A 23347-nucleotide genomic window follows, 5' to 3' on the forward strand; every position below is an offset into this window, starting at 1 on the left:
ACGGCCCCCCTTGATTTTCGTTTACGCTTTGTTCACATATTGCCCATGCCTGATGACCTGACACTCACCACACCGCTGCCGCGCCCGGGTCAGATGCTGGCACGGGGGGTATGCCGCCATCTTCTGGGACATAATTTCGTGACTGTCGAAGAACTTATCCCTGTTTCGGGATTGCGAGTCGATGTGATGGCTTTGGGGCCGAAGGGCGAAATCTGGGTGATCGAGTGCAAATCATCGCGTGCGGATTTCATGACCGATCAGAAATGGCAGGGCTATCTGGAGTGGTGCGACAGGTATTTCTGGGCCGTGGATGACGGTTTTCCGACCGATCTGCTGCCTGACGGAACCGGGCTGATCATTGCCGATTCCTATGACGCCGAAATCCTGCGCATGGGCCCCGAATCAAAATTGGCGCCGGCGCGGCGCAAGGTGATGGTGCAGAAATTCGCCCGTCATGCCGCACTGCGCCTGCATGGGCTGCGCGACCCGGGGATGTCGCTTTAGGACATTCAGCGTTTTTTGCCGCCGGTACTCATGGCGCGGGCCAGTGCGGCGGCGGCACGAATTTCTTCGGCAATTTCCTCGGCTTCTTCGGGTTCGAAATCCAGAGGCACTTCGATTCCGCTGCCTTCGATATAAAGCCGTACCATGCCCTGATCGGTTGGCCCGATCTGCAGATTCGCCTCGACTTCGCTTTCTTTGTTGATCCCCATGACACGCTCCTTGTTCGCCTTGTTGCCTAGCCCGGAGCGGCGGGGTTTGGCAATGCAGTTTATACCCGACCCCTGCGGGCGCAGACATCTGGCACGCACATTCGCGTCGTGCGGCATGGCTTTGATTCGCCCAAGCGCCCTGTCGTCACTTCGATTCAAGGAAGTGTCAGGGTTTTTAACCGGGCCCCCTTGCCAACCGGCGGGTGGGTCGGTACATGCAGCGTCGTGCCGCCTTAGCTCAGTTGGTTAGAGCGCTTGATTGTGGATCAAGAGGTCCCTGGTTCGAGACCAGGAGGTGGTACCATTACATCCCTCTGATATCAGACGCAGATTCGTTACTCTGCTTCAGTCGCGATCGGTTCGGCGGGTGTCGCGAATCTGTCTGCGCGATACGCCCGTCTAGCGCGGTGCGATGTCGATCGTCTGTCGCAAGGTGGTGCCGGTTGGGTCAAAAATCAGTATCTTGTCATCGGTGGTCACCACCGCGACCCAGTTCTGCCCGCGGGTAAAAGCGCTGGCGCTTGTGCCGTCGGGCAGGGCGATATGATCGGGCATCACGGGCACCGCCTTCGGGAAACGGGTGACAAGCAGGCCAATCACGATTATCAGCCCGGCAATCATGACCACCGTCAGGGTGGTGACCAGTCGGCGCAGGAATGTGATCAGGCGCTCCTGGTCCGGGGTCAGTTTATCTGGAGTGTTGTTCATGTCTGTTCGGTCCTTGCGGGTGGTGCTGCCCGATGACACGCCCTCGCGCCTTGATAAGGCGCTGGCGCTGGCAGTGCCAGAGGATGCACATCTTTCACGCTCGCGTCTTGCTCGGCTGATCGCTGACGGGGCTGTGCGTCTGAACGGCACTGTGGTGACCAATCAAAAGGCGCGGGCGTCGGGTGGCGATCTCGCTGAAATCGATGTGCCCGAACCGGAAGAAACGGAGACCCGCCCCGAGCCGATCCCACTGTCGGTGCTGTACGAGGACGACGAGCTGATCGTGATCAACAAACCGGCGGGCATGGTGGTTCATCCCGCGCCCGGTTCGCCGGGTGGGACGCTGGTCAATGCTCTGCTGCACCATTTTGGCGGCAACCTGTCGGGAATCGGCGGTGAAAAGCGGCCCGGAATTGTGCATCGCATCGACAAGGACACCAGCGGCGTTCTGGTTGTGGCCAAAAGCGATGGCGCGCATCACGGGCTGGCTGCACAATTCGAAGCCCACACCGCCGAACGTGAATATCTGGCCGTTTGCCATGGTGTGCCAGACGCCGCCGACCCGCGTTTGCGCGGCAGCCGTGGGGTCAGTTTTGAACGCGGGAATGTTCTGAAAATCACCACACAACTGGCCCGGCACCGGACCGATCGCCAAAAACAGGCGGTTCTGTTTCAGGGCGGGCGTCATGCGATCACCCGCGCCGAAGTGCAGGAGCCTTTTGGCACCCCTCCGGTTGCGGCTCTGATCACCTGTTGGCTGGAAACCGGGCGTACCCATCAGATCCGGGTACACATGGCCCATGCCGGTCACGGGCTGATCGGCGATCAGACCTATGGCGGGCGGCGTAAAGTTGCGCGCGGCGCGTTGGGCGAGGCAGGGCTGGCGGCGGTCGAAAGCTTTCCGCGTCAGGCGCTGCACGCGGCGCGGCTGGGCTTTGTGCACCCGACCACCGGTTCGCGGATGACGTTTGAAGCCCCCTTGCCCGAGGATATGGCGCAGTTGCTCGAGGGGCTGCGCGGCTGAATCCGCAACAAAGGGGCGCAAAACCACACGAAAATGCACATGCCTGTGACAAATGATGTCACCCATGGACCCAAACACCGGCCCCGTTCATTCTATGGTAAGATGAAAGCGTTAAGGACGGCTGAACTGGATTGGTCTTGAACTAAACCGATCCGTTCACTATCTTGATGTTAATCCTCGCAACATGGCGAAGAGCAACAGGGGCAATAACCGATATGGCAAGCTATGCAAATCTTCCCGCACCGTCCCCAGAACAGGGGCTGAACCGGTATCTTCAGGAAATCCGCAAGTTTCCTATGCTGGAACCCGAACAGGAATACATGCTGGCCAAGCGTTGGGCCGAGGATGGTGATACCGAAGCAGCGCACATGATGGTCACGTCGCACCTGCGGTTGGCCGCGAAAATCGCCATGGGATACCGCGGTTACGGGCTGCCCCAAGCCGAAGTGATCTCTGAAGCGAACGTCGGCCTGATGCAGGCGGTAAAGAAATTCGACCCTGAACGGGGTTTCCGCCTTGCCACCTATGCGATGTGGTGGATCCGCGCGTCGATTCAGGAATATGTCCTGCGGTCGTGGTCGATGGTGAAACTGGGCACGACAAGCGCGCAGAAAAAGCTGTTCTTCAATCTGCGCAAGGCCAAGGCCCGCATCGGCGCACTGGAAGACGGCGACCTGCGCCCCGAACACGTCGCGCGGATCGCCAAGGACCTGAGCGTCTCGGAAACCGAGGTGATCAACATGAACCGCCGTCTTTCCGGTGGTGATGCATCCCTGAATGCGACGATTTCCGCCGATGGCGAGGGTGCGGCGCAGTGGCAGGACTGGCTTGAGGATGAAGACGCCGATCAAGCCGGAGACTATGAGGAGCGCGACGAGTTGGAATCGCGTCGCGCGCTGCTGCTTGAGGCGATGGATGTGCTGAACGACCGCGAAAAGGACATTCTGATGCAACGGCGGCTGAAAGATCAGCCGATCACATTGGAAGGTCTGTCCGAGCAATACGATGTGAGCCGCGAACGGATCCGCCAAATCGAAGTGCGTGCCTTTGAAAAGCTGCAAAAGCGGATGAAGGATCTGGCGCGCGAAAAGGGCATGATGGAAACCGCCTAACGGCACTGGCGCAGATTTCAGGCGCCAATCATCGACCGACCAATCGGCCACCTGTACGATGCGGGTGGCCGTTCTCATGTCAATCTCCCGGCGATCCCAAGCGGCTTTCGTCTTTCCCTGCGCGGTAAGGGCGGTATGCTGACCCGGCAGATCATGGAAAGGCCGACAGATGAGCGATCCGATAAGATGGGGCATTCTGGGTGCCGCAAACTTTGCGCGCCAGCACATGGCCCCGGCGATCCACAGCGCGCGGGGCGCGGTGTTGGCCGGGTTGGCCACGTCAAGCGCGGAAAAGGCTGCCGGGTTCACCGCTTTCGCGCCGGGCCTGCGCGTGTTTGAAAGCTATGACGCTTTGCTGGCCAGTCCAGACATTGATGCGGTCTACGTGCCGCTGCCCAATCATCTGCATGTGGAATGGACAAAAAAAGCACTGGCGGCGGGCAAGCACGTGTTGTGCGAAAAGCCAATAACCATGGCCGAAGCGGAATTCGACGATCTGATCGCCGCGCGGGATGCGGCGGGGCTTCTGGTGGCCGAGGCCTATATGATCGTGCATCACCCACAGTGGCAAAAAACCCGCGATCTGATTTCCGATGGAGCGATCGGTACACTGCGCCATGTGGATGGGATGTTTTGCTATAACAATGCGGCAGCGCCCAACAACATCCGCAACCGACCGGAAACCGGGGGCGGCGGGCTGCGCGACATTGGTGTTTACACCTTCGGGTCGACGCGATTCGTCACTGGGCAAGAGCCCGAGAGTGTGTCGGCGGCCATCGAGTATCAGAACGACGTCGATGTTTTCGCCCATGTCACCGCTGACTTCCCCGGATTCCGGTACAATTGCGTGCTGTCGATGCGGATGTTCCCGAATCAGCGGATGACGTTTCATGGCGACAAGGGGCGGCTGACGGTGACAAATCCGTTCAACGCAAACGTCTTTGGCCAAGCGGAGATCGAGCTGGAGAACAGCGATATGAGCACGGTGGTTCACCGCTTTCCTGGCGTCGATCACTATGTGCTTCAGGTCGAGGCATTCGGAGAATCGGTGCGCACCGGGGTGCCCTATGCCTGCCCGCTGGAGTTCTCCCGGGGGACGCAACGGATGATTGATATGGCGTTTGCGGCAGCAGGGCGATGAAATGAACGACGAAGACCGAGCCATGGGGCGGATCATGGGTGAACAACCGGACCCCGGAAAACCGGACAACCTATTGATCCGCCTGCTATACATGATCCTGATCGCGGTCATGATCTCGGTCGCGCAGACGGTTCTGGGGGTGCTGACGCTTGTCCAGTTCGTCATCCTGTTGATCCACAACCGCCAGCCGAACGAACGGCTGGCCGATTTGGGAACGTCATTGGGGATCTGGGTTGCCAAGGCGGCGCGATATCAGACCGCGGCATCTGAGGTGAAGCCCTGGCCCTGGACCGATCTGGACTGACCAAGCCTGACGTCTGACCCGGCTGTGAGCCGGTCCGATCGCAATAAGACGGATCACATCCACGCTCAGACCCTGTGCGCCGGTGACAGATGCAACAGTCGTACCGCCAAACCGTTTATCTGCACCGGATTCATCGTCAAAATAACGCACTTCGATTTCCTCCGGTGCCGATATACCCGGTGTCGTCGGTTGCACGATCGTCGTCATCATTGGAATCGAATATTTTCAGATCCCATTCGGCCAGGCTGGCCATCAGGATCGTTAGGAAAATCAACACGTTTGCCCAGAATTCGGGATCGTACATCGGCATTATCGCGCCCCGGCCATCAGATTGCGGCTCTCACGGAGCAGGATGGGGCGGTTCAGTTACGATTTGATGAATGAAAGGCGAACTTTTGGGCTTTGTCCCGCCAAGCCGCAGCCAAAGACAGGTTGCGGCTTGGCAGCAGGTCGTCAGTCTTCCATTGCCTCAAGCTGATCGATGAGATCTTCGATCATTGACAGGCCCTTGTCCCAGAACGCGGGATCGCTGGCGTTGAGGCCGAAAGGTGCCAGCAGTTCGGTGTGATGTTTCGAGCCGCCAGCGCGCAGCATGTCGAAATATTTCTCCTGAAAACCCGGTGTTCCCTCTTCGTAAACCGCGTAGAGCGCGTTCACCAACCCGTCGCCGAAGGCATAGGCATAGACGTAGAATGGCGAATGTACGAAATGCGGCACATAGGCCCAGAAGGTTTCATAGCCCTCCATGAAATCGAATGCCGGGCCCAAGGATTCGGCCTGCACCGACATCCATAGCGCGTTGATCGCGTCGGGGGTCAGTTCGCCGTTTGCGCGGGCGTCGTGCAGCTTGCATTCAAAATCATAGAACGCGATCTGCCGCACAACCGTATTGATCATGTCTTCGACTTTGCCAGCCAGCAGCACCTTTTTCTCGGCGTCGGTCTTTGCCGCCGCCAGCAGTTTGCGGAAGGTCAGCATTTCACCGAAAACGCTGGCGGTTTCCGCCAGAGTAAGCGGGGTTGAGGCCAGTAATTCACCCTGATCCGCCGCCAGCACCTGATGCACCCCATGGCCCAGCTCATGGGCCAGCGTCATGACGTCGCGCGGCTTTCCCAGATAGTTGAGCATCACATAGGGGTGCACATCGACCACCGTCGGGTGCGCAAAGGCCCCCGGCGCCTTGCCCGGTTTGACCCCGGCGTCGATCCAGCCGCTGTTGAAAAACGGCTTTGCCAGATCGGCCATCTCCGGCGCGAAATCACCATAGGCGTCCAGCACCAGCTTTTGCGCCTCGTCCCATTTGACCGTGCGGGTTTCTTCCATCGGCAGGGGCGCGTTACGATCCCAGACCTGCATCCGCTCAAGGCCCAGCCACTTGCGCTTCAACTCGTAATAACGGTGCGACAGGCGGGGATAGGCGGCGACGACGGCATTGCGCAGGGCCTCGACCACCTCGGGCTCCACATGGTTGGCAAGGTGGCGTCCGGTTTGGGGCGTCGGCATCTTGCGCCAACGGTCCTCGATCTCTTTTTCCTTGGCCAGAGTGTTATGAACCCGGGCGAACAGCGCGATGTTATCCTCCAACACTGTCGCGACGGCGCGGGCACCCTTTTCGCGCTGGTCCCTGTCTTGTTCGGACAGAAGGTTCAGCGTCGCCTCGATTCCCATCTCTTCGCCATCTATGTCAAAGGTCAAACCGGCGATGGTTTCATCGAACAGCCGGTTCCATGCGGCGGCGCCAACGGTGGATTGGTCGTGCAGAAACTTCTCCAACTCATCCGAGAGCTGGTGCGGGCGCATGGCACGCAGCCGGTCGAAAATCGGACGGAACCGCGCCAGATCGGCGTTCGTGTCGAACAGCGCATCCAGCGTGGCATCGGTGATGCGGTTGATCTCAAGGGAAAAGAACACCAGCGGCGTGGTATATGTCGTGATCCTGTCCTGCATGTCGGACATGAATTTCGCCCGGTGGGCATCGGTGGTCTGCTGGTAATACCGCAGCCCGGCAAAGGACATGATGCGACCCGCCACGGTATCGATTTTCTCATAGCTCAAGACGCAGTCCAGCATCCCCTGCGCATCCAGACCGGCCAGTTTCCCCTCATAGGACGCCGCGAACCCGGAGCAGGCTTTTTCCAGCCAATCCAGATCCCGGCTCAACTCGGGGGCATCCTCGGAGGCATAGAGATCCGTCAGATCCCATTCGGGAAGATTGCCGAAATCTTTGCCGCCACCGGAACGGGCGTCGAAAACTGGAGTCTGCATATATACCTCTTTGGATTTTGTCGGTCCTTACATATGGCGCGATGGGCTGGGTTGCCAGTGGAAGGGGGTGCAGGTTCCCGTCGTGGCGTGGTTCAGGGAATCTTAACCCCAAGCCTCCAGCATCGCCTTGAGGTCGTCCAGCGTGTTGGCCTGATCCACGCTCTTGTCGTGACGCCAGCGTGACATGCGGGGAAAGCGCAGGGCGACACCGGATTTGTGGCGCGGGCTTTTCTGGATGCCCTCAAAGGCGATTTCAAAGACATGCTCAGGCCTCACCTGACGCACCGGTCCATAACGTTCCAGCGTATTCTTGCGCACCCATGCCGTAATCCGGTTGAATTCGGCATCGGTCAGCCCGCTGTAGGCTTTGGTAAAGGGAACCAGAGCTTCGCCATCGCGCACCGCAAAAGTAAAATCGGTGAACAGGTTGGCGCGCCGTCCGTGGCCCTGTTGCGCATAGATCATCACCGCATCAATGGTCAGCGGATCCACCTTCCATTTCCACCAATCACCCTTTTTCCGTCCGTCGCGATAGGGTGAATCGCGCCGCTTCAGCATCACGCCTTCGGCCTGCCTTTCGCGTGACGTTTCACGCAGGGCGCGCAACCCCTCCCATGTGTCAAAGTCGATTTCGGGCGACAGACGCAGCGGTGCTTCGGGTGGCACCTGAGCCAGGATCGCTTGCAGTGCGGCGCGGCGGCTCGCGAAAGGCTGCGCGCGAATGTCTTCGCCGCCGTGCTCCAGCAGGTCATAGGCACGCAGGATCACCGGCGCGTCGGCCAGCAGTTTCTTTGGCACCGTCTTGCGCCCGATCCGTTTCTGCAAATCGCTGAAGGGCAGGGGGCGTTCGTCCCGCCAGCCAAGGATTTCACCGTCCAGAACCGTCCCGTCAGGCAGATGATCTGCGGCGCGGGCAAATTCGGGAAACCTGTCGGTGATCAACTCTTCTCCGCGGCTCCAGAGATGGAACTGGCCTTGGCGCACGATCAACTGCCCACGGATGCCGTCCCATTTCCACTCGGCAGACCACTCGGCAGGATCGCCCAGCCCATCTGGCCCATCGTCAAGTTGATAGGCCAGATAATAGGGATAGGGGCGCGACAGATCCGCCGTTGGATCGGGCGCAAGGACCAGCGCCTGAAACGTGGTTGTGTCGGGCGCCCAGTCGCCCATCAGCCGGTGCGCCAGATCGGATTCGTCGATTCCGGTCGACTGTGACAACGCGCGGGTCATCAGTTTCCGGCTGACCCCCATGCGGAATCCACCGGTGATCAGTTTATTGAAAACAAAGCGTTGCGTGGTTCCAAGCTGATCCCAGGCCAACAGAATCGCCTGATTTCGGGCGGGTTCGCCAAGCGCCGACAATCCGCGGATGACAGTGATCCAATGGGTCAGGGGTAGGTCGCTGGCCTGCGATGGGGGCGGCAGGATCAGCGCGATTGTTTCGGCCAGATCGCCGACGATGGAGTAGGATTCCTCGAACAGCCACAGGGGGATACCGGCGCGTTCGGCGGCCCATTTGCGCAGCAGCGTGGTTGTGACGGTGCGTTTCGGGCGTCGCCCTGACAACAAGGCGATCGTCCACAGCCGGTCTGGTTCAGGCGCGGCGGACAGGTAATCGGCCAGTGCTGCGACCTTCAGGGTGGTGCGCGTGGTCTGGTCCAGAGCGGTGAACAGGGCGGCAAAGCGGTTCATGCGCTCCGCTCCGTTATGTCACGCGAGTATCCGAAATCTGCAGCGGCGCGCATCATTCCGGATCCTCCTCATCCAGAGATTCGCCGGTAAAATCGGTCTGGACGATCTGCGCATTATAGCCCTGATCCTCCAGCCAACGACGAAAGACTGTGGTGTAACCGTGCGTTACCAATACCCGTTCCGCCCCGGTGGCGCGGATCGCGGTGTTCAGGCCGGGCCAGTCGGCGTGATCGGACATCACGAACCCGCGGTCCGCCGCCCGTCGCCTGCGCACGCCGCGCAGAGCCATCCACCCCGAGGCAAATCCGTCCGACGCCGCGCCGAACCGCCGTGCCCATGGGGTGCCAAGCGCGGATGGCGTGGCCAGAACCAAAGCGCCGGGGTGATCCTTGGGGTTCGTCTCGGGGGTCACCCGGATCGTATCGGGCAGGATCAGACCTTGGGCGCGCAGGATCTCGTTGGTGTTTTCGACTGCGCCGTGGGTCAGAATCGGTCCGATTTCAGGGTCAAGCACGGACAAAAGCCGTTGCGCCTTGCCCAGGGCATAGGCGCCAAGGATGCTCGCCCGCCCTTCGGCGGCATTTGCGGCCCACCATTGGTTGACCTGCTCGGCCACCACCGCCTGCGGCTGCCAGGTGAAGATCGGCAGGCCAAAGGTGCATTCGGTGATGAAGGCGTGGCAGGGCACGGGTTCGAAGGGCTCGCAGAACCCGTCAGGTTCGATCTTGTAATCGCCCGAAACAACCCAGACCTGTCCCGCCTGTTCCACCCGGATCTGCGCCGATCCGGGCACATGGCCGGCGGGGTGAAAAGACACACTGACATCGCCGATCCGCCGCACTTCGCCGTAAGCGATCGTTGCCAGCGTGATATCGCCCAGCCGGTGTCGCATGACCGGTGCAGCGGCGGGTGTGGCAAGATAGCTGCCATGCCCCGGGCGGGCGTGATCCGCGTGACCGTGGGTGATCAGGGCACGGTCGACCGGGCGCCATGGATCGATGAAAAAATCGCCCCCCGGGCAATACAATCCGCGATCAGTACATATCAGAACATCATCGGTCATGCCGCAAGAATAGGGCGCGCGCCGGGTTTGACGAGATCACTCGCCCCTGAATCAGGTGCGTTTTTCGGTTCGGCTGCGCCACAGCAGCAGTGATCCAAGCACGACGAAAAATGTCAGATGGCCCGATGCGAAGTAATGGAATGCGAGCGTGAGCGGCCGAGCCTCACCGGACAGCACCTGAATCAGCGTAAATACCAGCGCGGAAATCGATGCAACAAAGATGGCCGCAAATGACATGAACAGGCTCCTGGGGTTCGGATCACAACAATCAAGGGTCGCGATGCCGATAAGTAGGAATCGGGAATCATATTATCGTGTAGGTTGTACCCACAGGGGTCAAGATATCATTAACGGTGACATGGGCAGCGGCGGCAGGATGCCGATACGCCCCCAGCGCGTTGGCGATGGTTGGCCGGGCGGCGATTACTGGCAGATTTCGCGATACGACAGGCGGGCTGTGCAGAAGCGGCATCGATCCGGCGACGTGGCTCATACCTTTTGAGAGCCGATTTTGCGCCGATAAATCGCCGGACCACACTGACCATGTTTCCTTTTTTGCGCCTGTCCCGCTAGAATAGGCGCAACGAGAAAAAAGGGGCCGTGTCATCACCACGTATTTTAATGAAATGTACGAAGGCGACGGCGTGCGCTCGCCCTATGGTGGGCTGTTGGAGTGGAGCCGCGACATGCCGGCCGAATTGCGCAGTCTCAAGCAATCCGAGGCCGAGGCGCTGTTTCGCCGCATCGGCATCACCTTCGCCGTCTATGGCGAGGGCGGCAGCCCCGACCGCCTGATCCCTTTCGATATGTTTCCGCGCGTCTTTGCCGCCGATGAATGGGCCCGGCTGGAACGTGGCGTGAAACAGCGGGCGCGGGCGCTGAATGCGTTTCTGTGCGATGTCTATGGCCGGGGCGAAATCGTGCGCGCGGGCCGGATCCCGGCGCGGCTGGTCTATCGCAACGAGGCGTATGAAACTGCTGTCTGCGGATTTGTGCCACCCAAGGGCGTGTACAGCCATATCGTTGGCGTCGATCTGGTGCGCACGGCCGCCGATGAATTCTTCGTGCTGGAAGACAACTGCCGCACGCCCTCTGGGGTCAGCTATATGTTGGAAAACCGGGAGATCATGATGCGGATGTTTCCGGCGCTGTTTCAGGAGAACCGGATCGCGCCGGTGGAAAATTATCCCTCGCTGCTGCGCCGCACTCTGGCGAGCGTTGCGCCTGCCAAATGCGAGGGGGAGCCGCGGGTGGTGATCCTGACGCCGGGCCATTTCAACAGCGCCTATTACGAGCATTCGTTTCTGGCGGACATGATGGGTGTCGAACTGGTGGAAGGTGCCGATCTGTTCGTCGAGGGTGATTTTTGCTGGATGCGCACCACCGAGGGCCCGAAGAGGGTCGATGTGATATACCGGCGGATCGATGATGCATTTATCGATCCGCTGTGCTTTCGGCAGGATTCGATGCTGGGGGTGCCGGGGCTGATGAATGTCTATCGGTCGGGCGGAGTCAGTATCTGTTCGGCGCCGGGTGCAGGTGTTGCCGATGACAAGGCGATCTATACCTATGTGCCGGAAATGATCCGGTTCTATCTGGGCGAGGCGCCAATCCTCAAGAACGTACCGACCTGGCAATGCGCCAAGGATGACGACTGCCGTTATGTGCTGGAGAATCTGGCCGAACTGGTGGTCAAAGAAGTTCATGGATCGGGCGGTTACGGTATGCTGATCGGACCGCAGGCCGATGCCGCAACGCTTGCACTTTTCGCCGCCAAGATCCGCGAAAAACCGTGGAATTATATTGCCCAGCCGACGCTGGCGCTGTCGACCTGCCCGACCTTCGTCGAGTCCGGTGTTGCTCCGCGGCATGTGGATCTGCGACCCTATTGTCTGGTGGGCGAGACGATCGAACTGGTTCCCGGAGGGCTGACCCGGGTCGCGTTGACGGAAGGATCGCTGGTGGTGAATTCGTCACAGGGCGGGGGCGTCAAAGACACCTGGGTGATGGCGGAATGAGCGGTGATCTGAACATCCGGGCGCGCGCCATATCACCCGTTCGCGGTCGGCTGGGGGTTGCGCCATGCTGAGCCGGACTGCGGGCCACCTGTTCTGGATCGCGCGCTACATCGAGCGGGCCGAGACAAATGCGCGGCTGCTTGAGGTCGGGGCGCGCAACGCGCTGATCCCGAACATCGGCGGCGGATTCCGCAATGACTGGGAATCGGTGTTGCAGACCAGCGGTGGCGCTCAGGGCTTTGCCGAGAAATACGGCGATGTGGTGCAGCGCAACGTCGAAACCTGGCTGTTCTTTGATCGCGACAACCCGTCGTCTGTCGCCTCCTGTATTCACTCTGCGCGGGAGGGCGGGAGAGTGGTGCGCACCGCGCTGACCACACAGGTTTGGGACGCCGTGAATTCGGCCTTCCAGGACATGCAGGAATTCGCACGCACAGAACGTTCAAGCCTGTCGGTGAGCGATCTGACCGACTGGACCCTGCGCACCACTGCGTTGATCCGTGGCTCGGCGTTGAATACGCAGTTGCGCAACGACGGATATGATTTCACCAACATCGGTCATTATATTGAACGGGCCGACAGCACGGCGCGGCTGCTCGATGTGAAATACTATGTGTTGCTGCCGAATGTTGCCTATGTCGGGTCGGGGCTGGACAATTACCAGTGGCGCACACTGCTGCGCGCGATGTCAAGCAACCGGGCCTTCAACTGGGCCTATGGCGGCGAAATAAGCCCGGCCAAGATCGTCGATTTTCTGGTGCTGAACCGGGCCTGCCCCCGGTCCCTGATGTCGGCGGCTGAAGGCGCGGCCGAGCATCTGGACCGGCTGGCGCGCAGCTATGGCCGGTCAACCGAGGCGCAGACCCGGGTGCGGGACATGGTCGGCAACCTGAGCGAAGTGCAGGTGCAAGATATCTTCGACGAGGGTCTGCACGAATTTCTGGGCCGTTTTATGGGCGATCTGGCGGCGCTGGGCGGCGACGTGCAGCGGATTTATCTGAGCGGAGAAACGCGATGAGGCTGCAGATTTCACATGAGACGGTCTATCGGTTCGACCCGCCGATGCGCGGCGTGGTGCAAAGCCACCGGATGACCCCGTCGCAGTTCGAGGGGCAGCAGGTGATCCACTGGTCCATCGATGTGGCGGGTGCCGAACGTGGCGCGTCGTTCCGTGATGGGGCGGGGGATTGGATTAAAACCGTTTCGCTGCTGGGTCCGGTCAGCGAGGTGCGGGTGATGGTGCAGGGGGTTGTTGAAACCCGCGATCTGTCCGGGGTGCTGCGCGGCCACCGCGAAACTGTCCCGCCCGACGCCTATCTGCGTCCAACCGAGGCGACACAGCCCGAAGTGGTTGTGCGTGCTTTGGCCGAACAGGCATTGGCAGACGCCGAGGAAGGTGCGTTGGCGCGGGCCCACGCGCTGGCTGGGGCAGTTGCCGATGCCATTGATTACCGTCCGGGCGAAACTGCTGCGGGCACCACTGCGGCCGAGGCGCTGACGCTGGGCCGAGGGGTCTGTCAGGACCATACCCATGCCCTGCTCGCTGTGGCGCGGGTGTCGGACATTCCCGCGCGCTATGTCACCGGATACCTTGAATCCGGGGCGGACGGCGGCGCACATGAGGCCAGCCACGCCTGGGCCGAGCTGTTTGTGGATGGTATCGGCTGGATCGGCTTTGACGCCGCAAACCGCTGTTGCCCCGACGAACGCTATGTCCGGCTGGGGTCGGGGCATGACGCGCAGGGTGCCGCGCCGATCCGGGGCGTCGCAGACGGGTTGGGCGTAGAAGCGATGACCATTGATGTCTCCGTCACGCCGGAAACCCAAAGCCAGTCGCAAAGCCAGTCGCAAACTCAGCAGTGACGCCCAGTGCGCGATTAGGTGGCGGCCGATTTGGGGGCGACCGATTTTCTGACGGCCAATCGGGGGACGACGGACTGTCTGGCGACGGGCGCAGCGGTCGGGTCACCTTAACCGGGCGGTAACCGCTGTCGGGCAGGTTTGCCTCAAAGCTGCCGGTTTCGCCATTGCGCGGCGCGGGTCCGGAGAATAGTCAGCCATGTAGTATAGAAACGGGCGGTGTGGCGATGACGTATTGTGTTGGGCTTTTACTGGATGCCGGCATCGTTTTGCTGTCGGACACGCGGACCAATGCGGGACTGGACAATATTTCCGTCTATCGCAAGATGTTCACCTTTGAACAGCCGGGCGATCGGGTGATCACGATCATGACCGCCGGCAGCCTTTCTGTGACGCAAACCACGATTGCCCGACTGAAAGACGCAATCGACCACCCGGAAAGTCACCCGGCTGACGGCACCGGCACCCGGTCGATCATGGCTGCGCAGACCATGCTTCAAGTGGCCGAAATCGTCGGTAACACCCTGTCGACAGTGGCACAGGACGTGGCGATGCGGATGGGCGGTATGTCGCAGAACGCCAGCGCCTCGCTTATCGTGGCCGGACAGCGCAAGGGCGGCGACATGCGGATGTTCCTTGTGTACCCCGAGGGAAATTTTATCGAGGCAACAAATGACACCCCATTTCTGCAAATCGGTGAACACAAATACGGCAAGCCGATCCTCGACCGGGTGGTGACGATGGAAACATCGCTGGCCGATGCGCAAAAGGCCGTGCTGCTGTCGATGGATTCGACGCTGCGTTCCAACCTGTCGGTCGGCATGCCGCTGGATCTGACGGTGATCGCAGCAGGTAGCCTGACAGCGCAAACCCGCCGGATCGAAGCGGACGACGAAGTGTTTCACCGCATGTCTGCCGATTGGTCGAACGCCCTGCGCGATGCTTTTACCGAGGTGGAATTGTGATCGGCGCAACTGTCTGATCAGATGGCGAAACTGTCTGATACTCTCTTGCGGCTGACCTGATTTCGCGGGCGACGTTTGACCTTGGGACGTGGCTGCCGTTCAATGCCCGGGATTTGAATGGAGCCTTGAATGCGATTTGTACGTTTTGGGCCGACCGGGGCCGAGCGCCCCGGCGTGCTGGATCACGAGGGGCGCATCCGCGACTTGTCGGGCGATTTCCGCGATCTCTCCGGCGCTGATCTGGCGCGGCTGGGTGCCGTCGATCCACATAAACTCCCGCTGGTTGAGGGTTCACAACGCCTTGGCGTGCCGGTGGCGGCGGTGGGTAAATATATTTGCATCGGCATGAACTATACCGATCACGCCCGCGAGAACGGTATGTTTCCGCCGCGCGAACCGATCTTTTTCCTCAAGGCCACATCGGCACTCTGCGGGCCGAATGACCCGGTGATCCTGCCGCGTGGATCGGTCAAGGCAGACTTCGAGGCGGAACTGGGCGTCGTCATCGGCCGCGAAGCGAAATATGTGACCGAGGACGCGGCCCTGTCCCATGTCGCCGGATATGTCGCAGTGAACGATCTGAGCGACCGGGAATTTCAGATTGAACGCGCGGGCCAGTGGACAAAAGGCAAAAGCGCCGACACCTTCGGCCCCGTTGGTCCCTGGTTGGTGACCCCGGACGAGGCGGGCGATCCGCAGGACATGGTGCTTCGGCTGCACCTGAACGGCGTCGCGATGCAGGATGGGCATACCGCCAATATGATCTTTCCGGTGAAGCGGCTGATTTCCTATGTGTCGCAGTTCATGTCGCTGCAACCGGGTGACATCATCGCCACGGGTTCGCCCGCCGGGGTTGGCATGGGGCGGCGCCCGCCAGTCTGGCTGAAACCCGGCGACGAAATGGAGCTTGAAGTGGGGCGGCTGGGCACACAACGCCAGACTGTGCAAAGATATCAGGGATTTGATTGATTTGCCGTCTTGCTTGCCCCGTCACTTGCGGTAACTCTGCGGCATGCCATTCCGTTTTATTCACACCGCCGACATACACCTTGATTCGCCGCTGCGTTCGCTGGCGCTGCGCAACTCCGATCTCGCCGCACTGATCGGCGATGCGACCCGGCGCGCATTGGTCGGGATTGTCGATCTCTGTCTGGAAGAAGCCGTCGATGCACTGCTTATTGCAGGCGATCTGTATGACGGCGATCAGACCTCGATGAAGACGGCGCGGTTTCTGGGTGATCAACTGGCGCGGCTGGATCAGGCGGATATCGCGGTGTTCATCATCCGGGGCAATCACGATGCCCTGTCGCGGATCACGCAGGAATTGATCCTGCCGCCCTCGGTCAGGGTGTTCGGCGGGCGGGCGGATGTCCTCGGTCTGACCGCTGGCGCGCTTGAGGTTGCGGTGCACGGGCTGAGTTTTGCGCGTCCGCAAGCGCCCGACAGCCTGCTGCCGAAGTATCGCGCGCCGGTGCCGGGGGCGGTCAACATCGGGTTGATGCACACCAGCCTTGCCGGGGCGGCGGGGCACGATGTCTATGCCCCCTGCGCGCTGGGCGATCTGCATGGATCGGGCTTTGATTATTGGGCGCTGGGGCACATCCACAAGCGAACCGATCACTCGTCCAGCGTTGGGGGGACGTCAACGGTCATCATGCCCGGCATGCCCCAGGGGCGCGATATCGGCGAGGCGGGGGAAAAGACCGTGACGCTGGTCACTGTCGGTGACGACCGGTCGGTGACAGTCGAACAGCGGCCCACGGCGATTGCCGAATTCGCCCGGGTGGCGGTCGATCTGACCAATGTCGACAACTGGGGCGATGCGGTCGGGCGAGCCGAGACGGCGCTGGCCGAGGCCCGCGACTCCTGCGGCGCGCAGCATTTGGTGGCGCGCGTCGGTCTGAGTGGCGCGACACCGCTGTCATGGCGGCTGCGGCGCGACGCTGATCTGTTCGCGACCGAACTTGAACAGCGGGGCGAACGGCTGGGCCAACTCTGGATCGACAAGGTTGAAATGGCGGTGGGACAACCCGCCCATGACGCCCCCGATGATGGTGATCCGCTGGCCGAACTGGCCGGGCTTATGGGTGACGGCACGCCCGACGATCTGCGCGCGGCGGTCCGCGCCTTGGTCGAAGGTGTGCGCGACGATCTGCCGCCAGACGCGCGGGGATTCGCGGGCAACGATGCCGAGGAATTCGAGGCCTATCTCGACCAACTTCTGGCCGAGGGGGGCGCGGATGTTCTGGCCCGTCTCGCCACACCTGACGGTGGAGCACTATAATGCGTCTGCGCCGACTGGACCTTACGCGTTATGGCAAATTCACCGGACAGGGCATCGATTTCGGGCCAGCTCCGGCGGATGGCCCGGATATGCACATCGTCTTTGGCCTGAACGAGGCGGGGAAATCGACCGCGCTCTCGGCTTGGCTCGACCTGCTGTTCGGGATCGAAGAGCGGTCGCGCTATAACTTCCTGCACCCCTATCCGACGATGGAAATTGGCGGCACGCTGGAATTCGACGGCGCGCTGCACGAAATTTCGCGGGTCAAGCAACGGGCGCCATCCCTGCGCGACAGCGCCGGGCGGGCGGTGAGTGATGCGCTGCTGTCCACACCGCTGGCAGGGCTGACGCGCGACACCTATCGCACGATGTTCTCGCTGGATGATCAGACAATCGAAGACGGCGGCGAGGCGATCCTGCACAGCCGGGGCGATCTGGGGGCGCTGCTGTTTTCGGCGAGCGCGGGACTGGGTGATCTGTCGCAGCGGCTGGATGATATCGGCAAAGCGGCTGACGCAATCTATCGCAAACGCGCGCAAAAAACCGAGATTGCCGAGTTGAAACGAGAAATCACCTCGCTGAAGGCGCAGCGGGATGAGATCGATATTCAGGCATCGGCCCACGCCGCATTACAGGCAGCGCGAACGGCGGCACAGACGGCACACCGCCAAGCCTCTGATGATCGGGCGGCGGCCAAGGTGCGGGCAGAGCGGTTGCGCGCCTTAGAACGGGCACGTCCCTGTGCTGCGGCAATCCGGCGGATCGATGGGGCGTTGGCAGAGCTTGGTGATCTGGCCCGCCCGCCCCTGCATTGGGCCGGGGATCTGGATGGTCTGGCGGCTGACGAGGGGCGGTTGACGGCGGCGCTTGCGGGTCTGGACAGCCATGTGGCGCGGATTGCGCAAGAGATTGTCGAAATTCCACAGGACGCGATGGCCTTGGGTCTGGGTGACCGGCTGACCGGATTGGCCGACGGGGCGGCGCGGTTTCGCACTGCCGAGGCCGATCTGCCAAAACGCCGTGCCGAACGTCTGGCCGCCGATGCGCGGATCACGGCGCTTTTGCCGCTGCTCGGGTGTGACGCAGGGACCGATCCGCAGCAGTTGCTTGTGGCGGCACCGGTGGCGGGAATGTTGCGGGATCTGATCGAACAACGCTCGGGGATCGCGGCAAGGTTTGAGGCAACGCAAGAGGAACTGACCGCAGCGCAGGCGGCCGTGCAGGCGGCGGCTGAAATGCCGGGCGCCGCACCGGTGGACGCGACCGGCGTGGCGGCACTGCGGCTTGCGTTGAAACAGACACGCGACGGCGATCTGACGGCGCGGCTTGGAATTGCCGAAAATGCATTGCCCGCCAAGCGCAATCTGGCGGCCCGCGCCATGGCCGGATTGGCGCCGTGGAACGGAACGCCTGATGAGCTGGCGCAGGTAGCGGTGCCAGATGCCGCCCAGTTGATCCAATGGCGCGAGGCGTCGGCAAAGCTGGACCAGCGCGAGGAAACCCTGCGCGCGCGATTGGAAGACCTTGAAACACAGCGCGTCGGCGACGCGGCACGGCAGGCGGCAGGGGCAGACGCTGTGGCCGACGATTCAGCGGCTGCGGCGTTGCGCGGCGAACGGGATGCGGCTTGGCAGACCCATCTGGCGGCGCTGGATGCGGCAACGGCTGCGGAATTCGAACGGCTGCTGGCGCGCCACGATTCAGTCAGCGAACAACGGCTTTCCCGCGCCGGTGAGCTGGCCGATCTGCGGGCGCAGACAGCCGCCATGGCTGTGGCCAAGGCTCAGGCGGATGAGTCGCGCAGCCGTCTGACGCAGCTGGAAACCGATCGTGAGCGGTTGCGTAAGACCGTTGCCCAGGCCGCACCGCATGTTCCGGCACCCGCTGACGCGCCGCTTGGCGTGGTGCTGGCAGGGATCGATACTTGGGTTGCAGCGCGATCCCATGCACTCGAATCCACTCTGGCGGTGCGTGATGCCGAGGATGAACTGACGCGTCTGACCGCGCAGGCCGAGGCGATGCGTCGGGCTTTGGCCACGGGGTTGAGCGATCTTGGATACCCGGCGGGGGACAGTCCGCAGGCGGTTTTGGCAGAAATGGCCGACACGGTCTTGAGTGATCTGGCGGTGCGGCAGACCGCAAAGGTCACGGCCCAGCGGGCATTGGAGGTGCGGCAGCGTGCCGCCGAACAGGCACAGACTGCCGAGACGAGATGGCAGGCGGAGTGGACACAGACGCTGGGCGAAACCTGGTTTTCGGGGCGGACGAACCCCGGGGCGGTGCGCGAATTGCTGGACCGGCTGGCCGGACTGCCCGGCGAACTTGAGGCGCGGCGAGAGTTGGATCACCGGATCGACACGATGGAGGCAAACCGCGCGGGTTTCGCCGCTGAAGTGAGCGGTCTTGCGGCCGCGCTGGGCGTTGCGGATGGCGATACCCTGAGCCTTGCGCAGACGCTGAGCACACGCCATGGCGGGGCTTTGGCGGCAGATCAACGGCTGACGGACCGCCGGGCCGATCTGGCCAAACTCACCGCGGATCGAGATGCACAATCAGACAGGCTGACCGAACTTTCTGCACGGCTGAAACCGATGCTGGCGTTCTTCGGCCTCGACGATCTGCCGGCACTTCAGGCGGCCATGGGCCAATGCGCCGCCCGAGACGATCTTGAGCGCGAGCGCGAAGGGCTGGCCAGCCGGATATTGGGTGAACTTGGCGACGATGATTTGCCGACGGCACTGGCGCGGATCGACAGTCTTGATGCCGACACGGCGGCCCAGGATCTGGCGGGGCTGGAGCAACGTCTGGGTGAATTGGACGATCTGGTGTCGGAGTCCTTTGCGGATTTGCGGGCCGCCGAACAGCGTCTGAACGCCGTGGGCGGAGACGATTCCGTCGCCCGGATTGATGCGGCACGGCGCACGGCGCTTTTGTCGATCGAGGATGCCGCACAGCGGTTCCTGCGGTTGCGGGCCGGGGGTATGGTGGCCGCGCAGGCCTTGCGCGCCTATCGTGACCGGCACCGCAGTTCGATGATGACCCGGGCGTCCGATGCCTTTGCACAGATCACCGGGGGTGCCTATTGCGGCCTGACCACCCGGGCCGACGGCGACAGTGAAATCCTGATCGGACAGGGGCGGGATGGCGGATCGAAACTGGCCGAGGACATGTCCAAAGGCACGCGGTTTCAGCTCTATCTGGCGCTCCGGCTGGCGGGCTATGCCGAATTCGCTGCCGTCCGCCCCACGGTGCCGTTCATCGCCGATGACATCATGGAGACATTTGACGAGCCGCGCAGCCATGAGGTGTTTCGCCTGTTCGGCGATATGGCGGAACTTGGACAGGTGATTTATCTGACCCACCACCGGCATCTGTGTGACATTGCCCGGGCCGTCGTGCCCGGGGTGCGGGTGCATGAACTGCCTTCGTGATACGGTTCAGGGATGCGCGGTGAAAAGCGCGGTCGCGCTGTCATAAAACCGCGCCCGGATCGCGGGGGTTTCCATCATGACTTCGTGGCGCGCGCCCGAGATCAGATCGAGAGTGCCGCCCGGCCACTCGGCCATGCGCATATAGATACGCCCTTTGTCGACGATCTGTTCACTGCTGCCGAGCACGGTGTGGACAGGCAGGGCGGGCGAGGGGCGGCGTGACAGCTTGAGCATGTCGCGCAACGCCTCGTACAGCCATCGCAGGGACGGCCCGCCCAGACCCAGCGTCGGATAGGTGGCCACCTGAGCCTGCATGAACGCCCACATCTCGCGATCGGACGTCAGCAGATTATCGTCGAACGGCGCGTCCACGACATAGGATTTGCCCGAAGTGCCCGGCGCAAAGTTCTGATCGAACCCCAGACCCCGGCTCGCCCATGACAGTGACCACGCCAGCGGGCGCAGCGCCGGCGCCATCACGATGCCCCACATCGGCGCAGAAAAGGCGACGGCATTGACCGGCAGCCCGTCGTACAGGGCGCGCAACCCGATGGCACCGCCCATGGAGTGCGCGACAAGATAGAACGGCCGGGGCAGGTCCAGACGCCGGGCTGCGGCAAGCATCGCCGCGACATCCTTCTGGTAATCGCTGAAATGCTGCACATGGCCGCTTTGTGGATCGTCGATCATCCGGTCGGTCAGCCCTTGACCGCGCCAGTCCACTGCGATCATCGCAAAGCCCCGCCGCGCGAATTCACCCGCGGCGGGACCGTATTTCTCGACATATTCGGTGCGACCGGGAAACATCAGAACGGTGCCGCGGTCCCCTTTGCTCCAATGGGCGACCCGGAGCCGCATCCCGTCCGCCGTGTGCACCCAATGGCACTGTCCGCCTTCGGGAGCACGGGCGACATCGTGGTAAAACGGCGCCTTGTCGAGTTCGAGAACGTTCATGGCTCAGGAGAGGGCGGAAGCCAGTTTCATTGCCGTACCCATATCGCCATCGATGGTCAGGCGGCCCGACATGAACGCATTGGTCGGATTCAGCTCGCCCTCGATGATTTCGCGGAAGGTGTCGGCATCGGCGGTCAGCGTCACATCGGAGTCTTCGTCCCCCGCCCGCGCACCCGCGCCGTCCAGCATGATCGCGCCTTCGTCAGTGATGACGAATTTGGCCGACCCGTCGAAATCACCGCCCAGTTTTTCGTTCAGGGTGGCCACGGCTGCAGTGATCAGGTCGGACATTTGAAAATTCCTTTTATTGTGATGACACGGCGGGATGCTTTCCGCGCGTCTTGCGCTAGAGTTAAAAACGTTATGGGGGTCGTCATGCATTTTCTCAAACCTGCCGTTGCGGCACTTGGCTTTGCAATATGTGGGGCATTCCCCGCAGTGTCGCAACAGGCCGATCTTGACGATTTGTTTGATGCGCTTCGGGTCGCACCCGCCGAAAGCGCGGAATCGATCGCGGAAAAGATCTGGGCCGAGTGGTCGAAATCTGGCTCGCCTGCGATGGATCTGTTGCTGGACCGGGGCCGCAAGATGATGGAGGCGGGCGATATTGTGCTGGCGGTCGAACATTTTTCGGCCCTGATCGATCATGCGCCGGATTTCGCCGAAGGATACAATGCCCGAGCGACCGCGCTGTTCCAGCTGAACCGATATGGCGAATCGCTCGATGATATCCGCAGCACGCTGGCGCTGAACCCGCGTCATTTCGGCGCGCTGTCGGGTCTGGGCACCTTGCTTGAAGAGTTGGGATACGAGGCCGAGGCGCTGAAGGCATGGCGCGCGGTGCGCGATCTGTATCCCGCACAGCCCAGTGCCAAGGCCGCGATCGATCGGCTGCGGGTGCTTGTCGAAGGCGTCGAGATCTGATTGGGAATCCGCTGGGTAAAATCAGGGTATTTCAGGGGGTTGTGACGTTACTGCAACAAGTGCGTGGCAGGGTGCATTTGCGATATACCTTGTCAGTCGAATGGCACAGAGTTGCCCAAGGCGGCGGACGAACCGCCCCGATCCACATAAAAATTCTCTGAGGACGAGCACCATGAAACTTACAAGAACCGCGCTTGCGGCAGCATTGCTGTGCGCGCCCGCAATTTCACAAGCCGCCGAAGTCACCGGCGGTGAAATCTCGCTCGGTTACTCGGCCATGACCGAGGATTCGGATTTCAACGCGACATCTCTTGAGGGAGCGTTGGAATTGGGGTTCACGCAGACCATCGCGGCGCAGCTTGACCTTGGCTATCACAAGTACGGTTTGGTCGATGACCATGCGACCAACGTGACGCTGCACGGTATCTATCATTTCAGCGATACGACGTCGACCGGCCTGTTCTATGGCCGCGAATCAGTCGACGGTTCCGATGCCGACTTCTACGGGATTGAGGCCGGACACGAATATGAAGATTTCGATGTCGAGGGCTATGTTGGATACGGCAAGGAGAGCGGCATTTCCGCCACCGTCGTCGGGCTGAGCGGCGCCTATGCGTTCAACGACAGCGTTTCGCTGGGTATGTCGTTTGACAATGTCGACTTCAACGGTGGCCTGAGCGCGCGCCGCTTTGGGGTCAAGGGCAGCTATGACTTCGGGACTGGCGCAGCGGCCTATGCCGAGGTCGGCGAGGCGCGCCTCGATATCGGTGGCCTTTCGATATCCGACACCTTTGTCGGCATCGGCGCGACCTTCGCCTTTGGCGCCGACCGTGGCGCGACCTTTGGAAAGCGCGGTCTGGCGCATCTCGTTCCGGGGCTCTGATCT

General features: G+C 61.6%; 23 protein-coding genes and 1 tRNA gene. 15 read left to right on the forward strand and 9 right to left on the reverse strand.

The window, feature by feature from the left end; translation table 11 throughout:
* Positions 1-45: 45 nt before the first annotated feature.
* Entirely contained in the window at positions 46-504 is a 459-nt protein-coding gene (locus FQ320_RS12755; RefSeq protein WP_148472803.1) for an MmcB family DNA repair protein, read from the forward strand.
* Between the two features lie 5 nt (positions 505-509).
* Here FQ320_RS12755 and FQ320_RS12760 read toward each other — a convergent pair whose 3' ends face one another.
* Positions 510-713 (reverse strand): DUF6324 family protein, encoded by a 204-nt coding sequence (locus tag FQ320_RS12760; RefSeq protein WP_148472804.1) that lies wholly within the window; start codon positions 711-713, stop codon positions 510-512.
* A gap of 227 nt (positions 714-940) precedes the next feature.
* Between FQ320_RS12760 and FQ320_RS12765 the strand changes: the two genes are divergently transcribed.
* Positions 941-1017 (forward strand) — tRNA-His (locus FQ320_RS12765).
* Between the two features lie 95 nt (positions 1018-1112).
* Here FQ320_RS12765 and FQ320_RS12770 read toward each other — a convergent pair.
* Positions 1113-1421 carry a DUF6476 family protein gene (locus FQ320_RS12770; RefSeq protein WP_148472806.1) on the reverse strand — a complete coding sequence of 103 codons (309 nt, stop codon included), beginning with the start codon at positions 1419-1421 and terminating at the stop codon, positions 1113-1115.
* Between FQ320_RS12770 and FQ320_RS12775 the strand changes: the two genes are divergently transcribed.
* From FQ320_RS12775 to FQ320_RS12790, 4 genes are all read left to right on the forward strand, one after another.
* On the forward strand, positions 1420-2445 hold the full coding sequence (locus FQ320_RS12775; RefSeq protein WP_148472808.1) for an RluA family pseudouridine synthase: 1026 nt from the start codon (positions 1420-1422) through the stop codon (positions 2443-2445). The two genes, FQ320_RS12770 and FQ320_RS12775, sit on opposite strands and share 2 nt — an antisense overlap.
* A gap of 215 nt (positions 2446-2660) precedes the next feature.
* A complete protein-coding gene (gene rpoH, locus FQ320_RS12780) occupies positions 2661-3557 on the forward strand; it encodes an RNA polymerase sigma factor RpoH (RefSeq protein WP_148472810.1) in 897 nt (298 codons plus the stop codon).
* A gap of 169 nt (positions 3558-3726) precedes the next feature.
* Positions 3727-4698, forward strand: a complete 972-nt coding sequence (locus FQ320_RS12785; protein WP_148472812.1) for a Gfo/Idh/MocA family protein — start codon at positions 3727-3729, stop codon at positions 4696-4698.
* A 1-nt stretch (position 4699) separates the two neighbouring features.
* Positions 4700-5002: a DUF4389 domain-containing protein gene (locus FQ320_RS12790; RefSeq protein ID WP_148472814.1), complete on the forward strand. Its 303-nt coding sequence runs from the start codon at positions 4700-4702 to the stop codon at positions 5000-5002.
* Positions 5003-5138: 136 nt separating this feature from the next.
* On the opposite strand, the gene FQ320_RS25665 is transcribed toward FQ320_RS12790, so the two are convergent.
* From FQ320_RS25665 to FQ320_RS12810, 5 genes are all read right to left on the reverse strand, one after another.
* Positions 5139-5312 carry a hypothetical protein gene (locus tag FQ320_RS25665; RefSeq protein ID WP_187393888.1) on the reverse strand — a complete coding sequence of 58 codons (174 nt, stop codon included), beginning with the start codon at positions 5310-5312 and terminating at the stop codon, positions 5139-5141.
* Between the two features lie 143 nt (positions 5313-5455).
* Positions 5456-7267 carry a M3 family oligoendopeptidase gene (locus tag FQ320_RS12795; protein WP_148472816.1) on the reverse strand — a complete coding sequence of 604 codons (1812 nt, stop codon included), beginning with the start codon at positions 7265-7267 and terminating at the stop codon, positions 5456-5458.
* Between the two features lie 102 nt (positions 7268-7369).
* Positions 7370-8962: an ATP-dependent DNA ligase gene (locus tag FQ320_RS12800; RefSeq protein WP_148472817.1), complete on the reverse strand. Its 1593-nt coding sequence runs from the start codon at positions 8960-8962 to the stop codon at positions 7370-7372.
* 52 nt (positions 8963-9014) lie between these two features.
* Positions 9015-10025, reverse strand: a complete 1011-nt coding sequence (locus tag FQ320_RS12805; protein WP_148472819.1) for a ligase-associated DNA damage response exonuclease — start codon at positions 10023-10025, stop codon at positions 9015-9017.
* 51 nt (positions 10026-10076) lie between these two features.
* The gene (locus FQ320_RS12810; protein WP_148472822.1) at positions 10077-10262 is read right to left on the reverse strand and encodes a hypothetical protein; all 186 of its coding nucleotides are present in this window, start codon (positions 10260-10262) and stop codon (positions 10077-10079) included.
* 389 nt (positions 10263-10651) lie between these two features.
* On the opposite strand from FQ320_RS12810, the gene FQ320_RS12815 reads away from it, so the two are divergent.
* From FQ320_RS12815 to FQ320_RS12845, 7 genes are all read left to right on the forward strand, one after another.
* Positions 10652-12043, forward strand: a complete 1392-nt coding sequence (locus FQ320_RS12815) for a circularly permuted type 2 ATP-grasp protein (RefSeq protein WP_187393889.1) — start codon at positions 10652-10654, stop codon at positions 12041-12043.
* Positions 12044-12107: 64 nt separating this feature from the next.
* Complete coding sequence (locus FQ320_RS12820; protein WP_148472826.1) at positions 12108-13061, forward strand: alpha-E domain-containing protein; 954 nt, start codon at positions 12108-12110, stop codon at positions 13059-13061.
* A complete protein-coding gene (locus FQ320_RS12825) occupies positions 13058-13906 on the forward strand; it encodes a transglutaminase family protein (protein WP_148472828.1) in 849 nt (282 codons plus the stop codon). Before FQ320_RS12820 ends, FQ320_RS12825 begins: the two co-directional genes overlap by 4 nt.
* A 224-nt stretch (positions 13907-14130) precedes the next feature.
* On the forward strand, positions 14131-14868 hold the full coding sequence (locus tag FQ320_RS12830) for a peptidase (protein WP_148472830.1): 738 nt from the start codon (positions 14131-14133) through the stop codon (positions 14866-14868).
* A 129-nt stretch (positions 14869-14997) separates the two neighbouring features.
* Positions 14998-15837, forward strand: coding sequence for a fumarylacetoacetate hydrolase family protein (locus FQ320_RS12835; RefSeq protein WP_148472832.1), 840 nt, complete (start codon positions 14998-15000; stop codon positions 15835-15837).
* A gap of 43 nt (positions 15838-15880) precedes the next feature.
* Positions 15881-17152 carry a DNA repair exonuclease gene (locus FQ320_RS12840; RefSeq protein ID WP_148472833.1) on the forward strand — a complete coding sequence of 424 codons (1272 nt, stop codon included), beginning with the start codon at positions 15881-15883 and terminating at the stop codon, positions 17150-17152.
* Positions 17152-20583 (forward strand): AAA family ATPase, encoded by a 3432-nt coding sequence (locus FQ320_RS12845; RefSeq protein WP_148472835.1) that lies wholly within the window; start codon positions 17152-17154, stop codon positions 20581-20583. Before FQ320_RS12840 ends, FQ320_RS12845 begins: the two co-directional genes overlap by 1 nt.
* A gap of 6 nt (positions 20584-20589) precedes the next feature.
* On the opposite strand, the gene FQ320_RS12850 is transcribed toward FQ320_RS12845, so the two are convergent.
* Entirely contained in the window at positions 20590-21537 is a 948-nt protein-coding gene (locus FQ320_RS12850) for an alpha/beta fold hydrolase (protein WP_148472837.1), read from the reverse strand.
* Between the two features lie 3 nt (positions 21538-21540).
* Positions 21541-21828: an SCP2 sterol-binding domain-containing protein gene (locus tag FQ320_RS12855; RefSeq protein ID WP_148472839.1), complete on the reverse strand. Its 288-nt coding sequence runs from the start codon at positions 21826-21828 to the stop codon at positions 21541-21543.
* Between the two features lie 84 nt (positions 21829-21912).
* On the opposite strand from FQ320_RS12855, the gene FQ320_RS12860 reads away from it, so the two are divergent.
* Positions 21913-22461 (forward strand): tetratricopeptide repeat protein, encoded by a 549-nt coding sequence (locus FQ320_RS12860; RefSeq protein ID WP_148472842.1) that lies wholly within the window; start codon positions 21913-21915, stop codon positions 22459-22461.
* A gap of 172 nt (positions 22462-22633) precedes the next feature.
* Positions 22634-23344 carry a porin gene (locus tag FQ320_RS12865; protein ID WP_148472844.1) on the forward strand — a complete coding sequence of 237 codons (711 nt, stop codon included), beginning with the start codon at positions 22634-22636 and terminating at the stop codon, positions 23342-23344.
* Positions 23345-23347 lie beyond the last annotated feature (3 nt).

Source organism: Oceaniovalibus sp. ACAM 378, from assembly GCF_008085915.1.
Taxonomy (GTDB): Bacteria; Pseudomonadota; Alphaproteobacteria; order Rhodobacterales; family Rhodobacteraceae; genus Oceaniglobus.